The following is an 11204-nucleotide window of genomic DNA, read 5'->3' on the forward strand; positions in this document are numbered from 1 at the left end:
CGGAATAAACCGAAAAAACTTCCTATTATTCTTGAAGGAATGTGAATTTCGGTTTAACTTTGGGACACCAAAAGCACAACTAAACACGTTACGCAAATAGTGTGATATTTAGGGCTAATCTACTATAGCCCCAAAAATATTTATTTTACATTTCTAAAATATATGGGTGCTAAAAAGGAATATCATCATCAAAATCAGCCATTGGCGGTTCTGCTGCAGCCGGTTTTGGTTGTGGTGTCGGTTTAGCAGCGGCAGGGCTAGGGCTATAAGATTGGGAATAGTTATCCTGATAGCCGCTTGCTTGGTTATATTGAGTTGTCGATGCTGAACCGCCCCAGTTTTGATTGCCGCCAAAATCGCCGCCTTGATTACGGCTGTCTAACATTTGTAGCATATCGCCCTGAATTTCCGTTGTATAACGATCTTGCCCGTTTTGATCCTGCCATTTGCGGGTTTTTAATTTCCCTTCTACATAAACTTTAGAACCTTTACGCAAATACTGTCCCGCCACTTCTGCGTTACGACGGAAAAACACGATTCTGTGCCATTCCGTTACCTCACGGCGTTCGCCCGTATTTTTATCGTTCCACACTTCACTGGTTGCCACACTGATATTGGCGACCGCATCACCGTTAGGCATTGTACGCATTTCCGGATCTGCACCCAAATTCCCAACAATAATCACTTTATTCACGCCAGCCATAAAAATCCTCTTAACTTTACTGATTAGAAAATTGTGCTATTTTGCCCTATTTTCACAAAAAAATCATCTGATAAAACTGAAATTTTGTACAGTTATTCAAATTATGCGATAATGATCGAGAAAATCACGTTTTATACTTTACTTTTCCAAGAAGAGCTTTATGCAGTACATCGATATTCGAGGGGCAAGAACCCACAATTTAAAAAATATCAACCTTACTCTGCCGAGAGATAAATTTATTGTGATCACCGGCTTATCCGGCTCCGGCAAATCGTCCTTAGCATTTGATACCTTATACGCCGAAGGGCAGCGCCGCTATGTTGAATCGCTCTCGGCGTATGCCCGCCAATTTCTCTCCCTGATGGAAAAACCGGACGTGGATCACATTGAGGGATTATCGCCGGCAATTTCCATCGAACAAAAATCTACCTCTCATAACCCGCGCTCCACAGTAGGTACAGTAACTGAAATTCACGATTATCTGCGGCTGTTGTTCGCCCGTGTCGGCGAACCGCGTTGCCCTGATCACGATACGCCTCTTGCTGCCCAAACTATTTCGCAAATGGTCGATCGCGTATTGGAAGAGCCGGAAGGCAAACGCTTAATGCTGCTCGCCCCTGTGGTGAAAGATCGTAAAGGGGAACACAGTAAACTCTTGGAGAACCTGACCGCTAACGGCTATATTCGGGCGAGAATTGACGGCGAAATCTGCGATTTGTCCGATCCGCCTAAATTGGAATTGCAAAAAAAACACACTATCGAAGTGGTTGTCGATCGCTTTAAAGTGCGAGCCGATATCGCCACCCGCTTGGCGGAATCTTTTGAAACGGCATTAGACCTGTCCGGCTCTACGGCAATCATTGCCGATATGGACAATCCAAATGCCGATGAACTGGTCTTTTCTGCCAGTTTTGCCTGCTCGCAGTGCGGTTATTCTCTAACGGAACTAGAGCCTCGCCTGTTCTCGTTCAATAATCCTGCCGGCGCTTGCCCGACTTGTGATGGCTTAGGCGTACAGCAATATTTCGATGAACGAAAAGTCATTCAAAACCCTGAAGTGTCCCTTGCAAGTGGGGCGATTAAAGGTTGGGATCGCCGCAGTTTTTACTACTTCGGTTTGCTTAAATCGGTCGCCAACCACTACGATTTCGATATTGAAACGCCGTTTAATCAGCTACCGAAAAAAATCCAAAACATCATCTTAAACGGCTCAAAAGACGAGATTGAATTTCATTATGTCAATGATCGGGGCGATACGGTTAAACGCACTCACACTTTTGAAGGGGTGCTAAACAATATGGCACGTCGCTATAAAGAAACCGAGTCAAACTCGGTCAGAGAAGAGCTGGCAAAATATATCAATAATCGAGCCTGTGCCGACTGCCAAGGCTCTCGCCTACGCCGAGAAGCCCGTTTTGTCTTTTTAGATCAAACCAATCTGCCGATGATTTCGGAAAAAAGTATCGGCGAAGCGTTGAGCTTTTTTGAGAGCTTACAGCTTGAGGGGCAACGTGCGCAAATTGCCGAAAAAATCCTGAAAGAGATCCGTGAACGCCTGCAATTTTTGGTGAATGTCGGGTTGAATTATCTCTCCTTATCCCGCTCTGCCGAAACCTTGTCAGGCGGTGAAGCACAGCGGATTCGCCTTGCCAGCCAAATCGGTGCAGGGCTGGTTGGGGTGATGTATGTGCTGGACGAACCGTCTATCGGACTACATCAGCGGGATAACGAGCGCTTGCTCAATACCTTAATTCATCTGCGGAACTTGGGGAATACCGTGATCGTGGTCGAACACGATGAAGATGCGATTATGGCTGCCGATCACATTGTTGATATCGGCCCCGGTGCCGGCGTTCACGGCGGACAAGTTATTGCACAAGGAACGGCACAGGAAATTATGCAGAATCCGGCTTCTACCACCGGTAAATTCTTATCAGGCAAAGAGAAAATCACCATTCCGATGCAACGTACCCCCATCGATCCGAAACGCCTGCTGAGTCTAAGGGGAGCAAGGGGGAACAACCTTAAAAATGTGAATTTAGATATTCCGGTCGGGTTATTCACCTGTATTACCGGCGTATCCGGTTCGGGCAAATCGACCCTCATTAACGACACCCTCTTTCCGCTGGCACAGAATGCCCTTAATCGTGCGGAAAATCAGAATGTCGCCCCTTACAAAAGTATTGACGGGTTGGCGCATTTTGACAAAGTGATCGACATCAACCAAAGCCCGATTGGGCGAACGCCACGTTCCAACCCTGCCACTTATACGGGGCTATTCACGCCGATTCGTGAATTATTTGCCGGCACACAAGAAGCGCGAGCAAGGGGTTATAATGTCGGGCGCTTTAGTTTTAACGTACGAGGCGGACGTTGCGAAGCGTGCCAAGGGGACGGGGTCATTAAAGTCGAAATGCACTTTCTGCCCGATGTCTATGTGCCTTGTGATCACTGTAAAGGCAAACGCTATAACCGCGAAACCTTGGAGATCCGCTATAAAGGCAAAACCATTCACCAAGTGTTAGATATGACCGTTGAAGAAGCGCGGGAATTTTTTGATCCGGTGCCGATGATCGCCCGCAAATTGCAAACATTGATGGATGTCGGCTTATCTTACATTCGCTTGGGGCAGTCCTCGACTACTCTGTCCGGCGGCGAAGCCCAACGGGTCAAATTGGCAACGGAGTTATCCAAACGTGATACCGGCAAAACGCTCTATATTTTGGACGAGCCGACTACCGGTCTGCATTTTGCCGATATTAAGCAACTGTTGAGCGTGTTGCATCGTCTGCGGGATCAGGGCAACACCATTGTGGTGATCGAGCATAATTTAGATGTGATCAAAACAGCGGACTGGATTGTCGATCTCGGCCCTGAAGGCGGCAGCGGCGGCGGACAGATTATCGCCAGCGGCACGCCGGAGCAGGTCGCTCAAAACCAACATTCCCATACCGCCCGTTTCCTCAAAGCTATTTTGGCTAAAGGCTAATCGACAAGCGGTGAGATTTGCAAAAAAATCCGGTATTATGTAGCAGTTGCACAAAACCAAAACTTGAATAATTAACCGTTGAAAAGAAAGCCTTTAGCTTAATGATAAGTTAAAGGCTTTCTGATTTAAAGGATATTGAAAAATATAACTCACTTAAAAAGAAACATCGTCATCGAAATCCCAAACAGGATTTTCCATTTCAGTAGAAGATGTCTTTTTAGATGATTTTTTACTGACAGAATCTTTTTCCCATAACAAATCTTCCATTACTGGTGGATAGGCAACATTTGCCCTTGCTACAAAATCCGATTGGGTCAGATATTTTCTGATTCGAACCGAGCATCGTAGATTACGTTCATCTTCTGCAAAACTCACTTCAATATCTGAGATATTTGGACTTTCATCGCTCTCTGATTCAGAGAGGTTAATTCTAAACACAGCAAGCACAACTTGATTATCCGCAATTTCATACGCCCCATAAAAAGTAAAGAAATCCGAAGGTAGTCGTTCAACATGTTTCGCCATTGAGCTTAAGTCACTAAATAAAGACATGTAATTACGCTCAAAGCTCACGTTAGAATAAAGCAAAGCAATCCCTTGCATAAACGCTTTAAAATGCTCGTAAGACATTTTAGTAAGGTTTGTATTGATTCTTTTTTCAGTCATTTTGTATTCCTCTTTGTTGCAATGTTACGCTGCATTTAGGTAGTGTGAATCGTTTGAAGCAGTCAGGCTTGCTAAACCAAACAATGCTTCGGCTTTTTTATTGCCTTGCCAGTACCCTAAAAAATCTCGTGATGGCAAGGTGTTTAAGCAACATCTTAGTAATTGCTCAAATTTCTCTTTTACACTTTTTCGGCGATTATCTTCTCGCCACGCTATTTCATTGGCATAGAACATCAGATATTTATTGTTCATTTTGTGGTAGATACCTGTAATTGCGCGCCGTAACCGTGCAAAAAAGGATTCGGCAAGGTTATTCGTGATACCGTCAATCGAGCAGTATTCCAATGAATGGTTTACTCGCCATAAATCATAATGAAAGGCGAGACTGTCATAAGCAGGGTTTTCGTCAGCATGAATGGTGCTGTTCGGCTTGACTAAGCGTTGCGTTAAATCAAGTATATCTTGCGTATTTTCTTCTTTTACTACGGCGACAATACTTCTATCAGCTCCCTTCATCACTGCTTGATTCGCCGCTCGTTGGCGGAATACCAATACACAAGACTTATCCGCACGCTGATAGCGTTTCTTCCGTCTATCAATACGTTTATGACGGAAAATTTTAGGGCGAATGTAGTAATTCACATAAGCACCGTCGATATGTACTTCACCATTTAACGGTGTTAAATCTTTGGCTTTTTCTAAACTTTCCCTGAATTTATGCAACAGTACCCACGCTGTTTTATATTGCACGTTGAGCTTATGTGATAACGTAATGGCAGATAATCCTTTACTTTCCGTCGCAAAATAGAAAATTGCCAATACAATTTTACGCAAAGAAAGTTTTGCACCTTGAAAAATTGTGCCTGCTGTAATAGAAAAACGATGTTGGCAATGTTTGCACTGCCATTGTTTACGAGTAGAAATGAAATAGGCGTGGTGGCGAGTATGGCAATGCGGACAAATAACATCGTTTATTTCATCTACATTACCCCATCGAGCTTGTTTTAATAGCTGAAAAATCTCGGCATCAGACAAACTCACCAAGCTATCTAAAGATAGCTGGCGTGCTGCCGCTGATAACCGAAAATGTTGTGCCATAGAAACAAAAATCCCTTCATTAAAACTCTGAAATTTCCAAGCCTTTTTAGGCTTAAAAAAACAAAGTCATAATGAAGGGACTATTCTCTGTGGGCAAAAAGATATTATTTTATAGGGTGCTTGTCAAGCGTTTTCTTTTGTCAAGTGCTTTTTGAAATTTTCTGCATTTTTGAATATAGCGAGTGCCTAAAAGGTCTTAGTTCTGTCAAGAGAAATTTTTTGACAAGTTTAATTGATGATATTTTAAACACCTTGAGTGATTATCTTAAGTGGCTTATTCTATAATTTAGACGTACTACTTTGGAGGATTTTATCAGGATTTTCCCAACGGTTGGCTTTTAAAAGTTGGAAGGCTTCCTCTTCATTTAAGCGAAAGATTTGTTTGAGATTTAAATTTTTAGATTTGCTTGAAAGCAGATAATGCTGCGCCATAAGTATTCCTTGTGTGTACAAGGTACTCAAAGCCAAACGCTAGACATAAAAAATCGCCCACCTGAATTTCAGGTCGGCTCAAAGGCATTTTGTCTTGAATATCAACAGCTACAAGAATTAGCCCCTAGTTTGTTATAAAACTAATAAGCCATTACTCTTCTTTTTGTATAAGCTCGTTGAGATTTGTAATCACTTAATGACTTAACACTTTTTGAAAATTCAATAAAATCGTCAACTTGCCATGCGTATATGTGAACATTTTGGGAATGTTTCACCTCTGCTATCGCATTGTTAGCTCTATCCGTAATTTTTGGGACTAAAAAGATTGAAAATAAATCTGTTATATTAACTTTCTTATTATCATAAATTTTAAATAAATGATCTACTATTGCAGGTATTTCATTAACAGCTTGATATTGGGAAGCCGAACTTAATGTTGGTTCGCAAGTAGCATAAATAGTGTTTTCAATTAATTCAATGTCTGCTCCACTAGAATTAATGCTCATGCCTTTTGCTGTATTATATGGGTAGCCAGTATCATCTGATATATAGTTTGGTATGATAATTACATTTGGAAGAGCTTTTCTTAGTGCAATTGCACTCAAAAACTCTAATCTCGCAGGCTCAGGGATATATTTAAAATGCTCATATTGAGAACCCTTTTTACTGACTGTTAGTTTCATTTCTGTTTTTAAAGCGTTCCATTCTAATTCCTTCGCCAAAAGTGAAATTAACTTTTGCTTTTCTTCTCCATGTTTCCCAAAATATGTTACATCGCTTTTGAATAGAAGAGTGTTCTCAATTTTATTTAAGTATTCAAAATAATTCTCAGCAGAATCAAATTCTTTGTTTATATTAAATTTATTACAAATATATTCAATTTTATCACTCTCATTAGAGTTAAGATCTAAAAAGTTAGCATTACCTTTTAAACTAACCAATTGTGTTAATCTTAATTTTCTAACTATTTCATCAGGTGTTTCTTTTGTAATTTTCTCAATTTTGTAGTCTTGTTGCTTTTCTTCGATAAAGCTTTTTCTTGCTTTACATAAAATCAATTTTTCTTTCTGTTCATCAAGAAAATTCATTGCATACTCATAAACTAAGGTACTTGAACAATTGTAACCAAATTCATCTCTAAATTGATGTATGAATTTGGCTAATGTTTTATAATCATTGTTATTCCATACTATTACAAATGGTAGATCATTAATAGCTAAACCTTTTCTTTTGTAAATATGTTTAAGCTCTTTAATTGTATTCAAAACTAATGAGAAAAAATTAACTTTTATAGTATTGCTACGATATGGATTATTTGTTTGATATTTCGCAAAAGCCATTAAAAAAGCCGACTTTTCAAAGCACAAATCTGAATTAGGGATTCTATAACCTTGATTGTAATTTTTAATCATTAACTTTCCAACTTCAGAAATTTTAATAATTTTATTTTTAGCTACTATAACTAATCCTAATTCATTTAAGAAATTAAATTGAGTATGTAATCGAGACTCCCAACCGCCTTCCCAGCCAGCTTCTTTATGAGCGGTAATTGTGTTTTGAAGTAAATAGATTACTTGCTCACGAGATAATACCCCTTTTTCATTATTTGACCATTCTGTATATAATTCAGAAACATTCTGTTCAGCATTATCAGATAAATCTTTAGCAATAAAATGAAACTTGCCTGAATATTTTTTAACATAAGTCCCCATTGTTTGTTGTGTTGGTTCAAAAATTTTTTGTCTGATAATCTCAGCTTCTATTGATAAGGCGACTTCTGAAGTAAGCAATTGATTCTCAAATTCAGACAATACACTAATAAATTGCGGAATACGCTCAGGGTTTCTAAGTGTTGTATCAAACGATATAGGTTTACGTCGTAAAATACCTTTTCTTGTCATAATTTCATACCTAATTAAAGTTGGTTACATAAATTTCATTACTATCTTTTTTAACGCTATTATCAAATCGTGAAATATAATTACTTTTAATATTAAATATAGTATATTTATTAGCCCAATCTTTAAGTATGATATTTTCTTTACCTTTATGGAATAGCATATTTGACAATCCCCAAACGATACCTTGCTTATGCAATTCATCAAGCAATTTATATAGAGCTAACTCTTCCTTTTCCGACCAAACTTTATTATATTCACTAGATGTTATTAAATATGGAGGATCGCAATAAAGAAAATCCCCATGTTGAAAAGAAAAATTTCTTAGTAATAAGTCAAAATCAGAGTTATATATATTGATATGATTTTTAGAAGCCCATTCACCATAGTCTAATAATGCTTTTGTGACATTTTTATTCCAATCTACATTCCCAACTGGAAGATTAAACTCATTCTTAGAATTGAAACGAATCATATGGTTGAATCCATAAACTAATAATAGATATAATCGCTCTGTATTTCTATATTTATTATAGTCATCTCTCAATTTAAGATAGTTATTTTTATTATATTTTGCAAAATAAGTTTTTTTGTAAATTTCTTTGAGTTTTTGTAGTTCACTTGGCATACTTTTTTCAGAGTGACTTAATTTATAACTATTTATTTCATTATAGAAATAATCTACTAGCTCTTTAGTGTTTCGGCTATGTTTTAGTAATAAGTGATGTAATTCTATTACATAAGAATTTGCATCATTGAGAACATAATGATTTGCTTTTGTGTTTAGAGATGCACTGCCTCCACCACAAAAAATATCAATAAATCGATTTATATTACTAGGAAACAGCTTATTTAATTGATTCATGAGTTTATATTTATCACCAACATAAAATAAAGGGCTTCTCTTTGGTTTTAACTCTTGCATTTTTTAGTAACTTCCGTAATAAATACAAACTCAGCATGATTTTGTAGTGATGTTTTTCCTGCATTAAAATATATATGTGGAAATTCAAACTGTTTAGTATTACCTACTTTACCTAATGAGCATAAAATTTGCTCATGTGTAATCTTATTTTGCGAACTTTTACTTTTTGAAGCATAAGTATTATTGTAAGTTGTTACGATATATCTTACGTCAATATTTTGAATTAAATCATCAAATGTATCAGGGGCTTTTACTCTACAGTATTCACTCATATTCTGCTCTTTAGGTTTTTTAGCTATGCCATAAAGTTCAGGTTTATCCCATTGCGATAGTGTATCAAGTACATGATAAAAACGAGAATATTGTCGAGAGTTATATGGAGGATCAATAAATGCAATATCAGCTGTTATTCTTTTAACTAAATCATTAGCATCACTTCTATAAATTTCAATAGTTTTATTTATTGTATTTATAGGTTTAACTAACTCGAATAAAAACCTATCTTTTATATTTTCTCTTTTCCTATATGCCTCATAATGTCCTACTGTATTTGCAATTTTATCAGTTGAATAAATAAGTGATGCAAGTAATACATTCTTATCTAATGCAGATAATAAGTTATTATTCTCAATACGCTCTCGAATTTCTCCTATAATTCTTGCATCATTTTGACTAAAATAAGTATTTCCAAAATTTTTAGAAAAATAATTATCGAGAATACTATCCTTATGTATATCTAGGATTTCAGCCATAAAGTTTTGTAACAGAAATCTGTTGGACTTATAACCATTAAAAAATGCATCATAAATAACATTGTTAGAGTACAATAAATCATTAAGTATGATTCGATCATAATGTGGTAACATATAACTTGAAACAACGCCAGTGCCTGCAAAAACATCAAAAAAAGATCTACCTTCTGTGTGTGATAGGATTAAATCTGATATTTTTGGCATTAATTTAAATTTACTACCTATGTAACGTCTATTCTCTATATTAAATTTCATATATTATTCTATATCTTATTAAGTAACCCTAATTTAAATCTCACTTTTAGATAGGAGTCTGAAAGATATGTCAAAAGCAATCTGCATATCACTCGACATTTTCCGATAGTGGCTGATTAGCTGCTTTTCTTTTTCATTCAATTTACTTTCACTCATAGAATCACGAAACATTTCTCCTTCACCACGCATTAGCCAGTTTAAATTAACATTCAATACATCACTAATCTTGATTAAAACTTCAGCACTCGGATCACGTTCATTAAGTAAATAGTTCTGAAGGGTACGGTAAGGTACATCAAGTAACTGAGCAAAGGCTTTGATATTCAAGCCTTTATACTCCATCACTTCTCTCAAACGGTTGCTTATACTCATTTTTGTATCCCACATTGACTTAAGCGTAGTTTTTGAGTATGATTAAATCATCTTACATACCCATATTGTACATTTTTTTTAGATTTATGGCACAGCATTTTTTGTTATCTAGCTCTGCAAGAAAATTAAGTCCGCTAAAGATAGCTCGTCTATCTGATGCTGATGCATTTTCTTTATTGCATGAATTACGCTGGAGAAGTGAGAATGAACAAGTTTGCCCTAAATGCGGTGTGCAACATCAAGCCTACTTTATCTCTACTCGCAAGCAGTGGCGATGCAAACATTGTAAGCGTACTTTTAGTATTACATCAGGTACAATTTTTGCGAATCATAAGTTGCCGCTTCAAACCTATCTATTTGCTATTGCATTATTTGTGAATGCGGTAAAAGGGATTTCCGCTTGCCAGCTCTCTCGAGATTTGAATGTGCAATACAAAACGGCTTTTACCCTTGCGCATAAGATTCGTGAAAGCCTGATTATCCAACGTGAGTTATTCCCCCTAGTAGGCGAAATCCATATAGATGGAACTTATGTACATTCTGCGCCACGCCCAAAGAATAAGAAAGCAGAACGTGTGGATAGACGTTTAAAAGCCAATACCAATCCAAACAAACGTGCAGTATTAGTGATGCGTGAGCGTTATTCAGAACAAGAAAGGGCTTCTAATCCGCAATTAGTGGGTGCAAAGAAAACCATCACTTTCCCTATTCTCTCAGAGAACACAGAAACGGTGAAGAAATTAGCCACGGCGTACATTGAGCCAAACAGCCGTATTCATGCGGACGAAAACTCAGCCTATGATGAACTAATGGTAAATTACGACCTACGACGAGTTAATCACCAACATGAGTATCGTAGCGATGAAGGCGTTACTAATAACCTTGCAGAAAGTTATTTTGCACGATTCAAACGAATGTATTACGGACAAGTCCATAAGATGAGCAACGTGTATCTTGATAATTATGCCAATGAGGTCGCCTATCGTGAAGATACTCGCAAACTGGATAATTTAACTATTGGGGCTGTACTAGATAACTAGAATAAATTCTGCTTTACTAATTGTTTTAAAATGGAAAATTGAACTTTTATTTCACTGTGGTTAAAACGCCATTC

General features: G+C 37.5%; 8 protein-coding genes and 4 pseudogenes. 3 read left to right on the top strand and 9 right to left on the bottom strand.

The genetic code is table 11. The annotated features are described in order from the left end of the window. Positions 1–100, top strand: a pseudogene (locus tag RO21_RS12965) (IS1595 family transposase); the annotation flags it as partial. 69 nt (positions 101–169) lie between these two features. Here the strand turns inward: RO21_RS12965 and RO21_RS09905 are convergent. Next, positions 170–703 (bottom strand): single-stranded DNA-binding protein, encoded by a 534-nt coding sequence (locus tag RO21_RS09905; RefSeq protein ID WP_047977626.1) that lies wholly within the window; start codon positions 701–703, stop codon positions 170–172. Positions 704–863: 160 nt separating this feature from the next. Here RO21_RS09905 and uvrA point away from each other — a divergent pair, with 160 nt between their 5' ends. Further along, positions 864–3692, top strand: coding sequence for an excinuclease ABC subunit UvrA (uvrA, locus tag RO21_RS09910; protein ID WP_047977627.1), 2829 nt, complete (start codon positions 864–866; stop codon positions 3690–3692). A 153-nt stretch (positions 3693–3845) separates the two neighbouring features. On the opposite strand, the gene RO21_RS09915 is transcribed toward uvrA, so the two are convergent. The 7 genes and pseudogenes from RO21_RS09915 to RO21_RS09940 all read right to left on the bottom strand — a co-directional run bounded on the left by RO21_RS09915 (position 3846) and on the right by RO21_RS09940 (position 10090). Then, a complete protein-coding gene (locus RO21_RS09915) occupies positions 3846–4358 on the bottom strand; it encodes a hypothetical protein (protein WP_053067765.1) in 513 nt (170 codons plus the stop codon). A gap of 24 nt (positions 4359–4382) precedes the next feature. After that, positions 4383–5456, bottom strand: coding sequence for an IS1595 family transposase (locus RO21_RS09920; RefSeq protein ID WP_047977628.1), 1074 nt, complete (start codon positions 5454–5456; stop codon positions 4383–4385). A gap of 306 nt (positions 5457–5762) precedes the next feature. Beyond that, positions 5763–5888, bottom strand: a pseudogene (locus RO21_RS12970) (IS1595 family transposase); the annotation flags it as partial. Between the two features lie 140 nt (positions 5889–6028). Beyond that, positions 6029–7789, bottom strand: coding sequence for an AlwI restriction endonuclease (locus tag RO21_RS09925; protein WP_047977629.1), 1761 nt, complete (start codon positions 7787–7789; stop codon positions 6029–6031). A gap of 10 nt (positions 7790–7799) precedes the next feature. Continuing rightward, entirely contained in the window at positions 7800–8711 is a 912-nt protein-coding gene (locus RO21_RS09930; RefSeq protein WP_047977630.1) for a Dam family site-specific DNA-(adenine-N6)-methyltransferase, read from the bottom strand. Beyond that, positions 8699–9718: a DNA adenine methylase gene (locus tag RO21_RS09935; protein ID WP_039081728.1), complete on the bottom strand. Its 1020-nt coding sequence runs from the start codon at positions 9716–9718 to the stop codon at positions 8699–8701. The genes RO21_RS09930 and RO21_RS09935 overlap by 13 nt, the downstream gene beginning before the upstream one ends. A gap of 33 nt (positions 9719–9751) precedes the next feature. Further along, complete coding sequence (locus tag RO21_RS09940) at positions 9752–10090, bottom strand: helix-turn-helix domain-containing protein (protein ID WP_039081729.1); 339 nt, start codon at positions 10088–10090, stop codon at positions 9752–9754. 86 nt (positions 10091–10176) lie between these two features. On the opposite strand from RO21_RS09940, the pseudogene RO21_RS09945 reads away from it, so the two are divergent. After that, a pseudogene (locus RO21_RS09945) lies at positions 10177–11109 on the top strand (IS1595 family transposase); the annotation flags it as partial. A 17-nt stretch (positions 11110–11126) separates the two neighbouring features. On the opposite strand, the pseudogene RO21_RS12975 reads toward RO21_RS09945, so the two are convergent. Next, positions 11127–11204, bottom strand: a pseudogene (locus RO21_RS12975) (IS1595 family transposase); the annotation flags it as partial.

Origin of the sequence: Muribacter muris, assembly GCF_001038205.1 — a bacterium.
Lineage (GTDB): Bacteria > Pseudomonadota > Gammaproteobacteria > Enterobacterales > Pasteurellaceae > Muribacter > Muribacter muris.

Bases quoted from the DNA above. Each gene is read 5' to 3' on its own strand.
- RO21_RS09940 (WP_039081729.1), bottom strand. From the start codon at position 10,090: ATGAGTATAAGCAACCGTTTGAGAGAAGTGATGGAGTATAAAGGCTTG.
- uvrA (WP_047977627.1), top strand. From the start codon at position 864: ATGCAGTACATCGATATTCGAGGGGCAAGAACCCACAATTTAAAAAAT.
- RO21_RS09920 (WP_047977628.1), bottom strand. From the start codon at position 5,456: ATGGCACAACATTTTCGGTTATCAGCGGCAGCACGCCAGCTATCTTTA.
- RO21_RS09915 (WP_053067765.1), bottom strand. From the start codon at position 4,358: ATGACTGAAAAAAGAATCAATACAAACCTTACTAAAATGTCTTACGAG.
- RO21_RS09925 (WP_047977629.1), bottom strand. From the start codon at position 7,789: ATGACAAGAAAAGGTATTTTACGACGTAAACCTATATCGTTTGATACA.
- RO21_RS09905 (WP_047977626.1), bottom strand. From the start codon at position 703: ATGGCTGGCGTGAATAAAGTGATTATTGTTGGGAATTTGGGTGCAGAT.
- RO21_RS09930 (WP_047977630.1), bottom strand. From the start codon at position 8,711: ATGCAAGAGTTAAAACCAAAGAGAAGCCCTTTATTTTATGTTGGTGAT.
- RO21_RS09935 (WP_039081728.1), bottom strand. From the start codon at position 9,718: ATGAAATTTAATATAGAGAATAGACGTTACATAGGTAGTAAATTTAAA.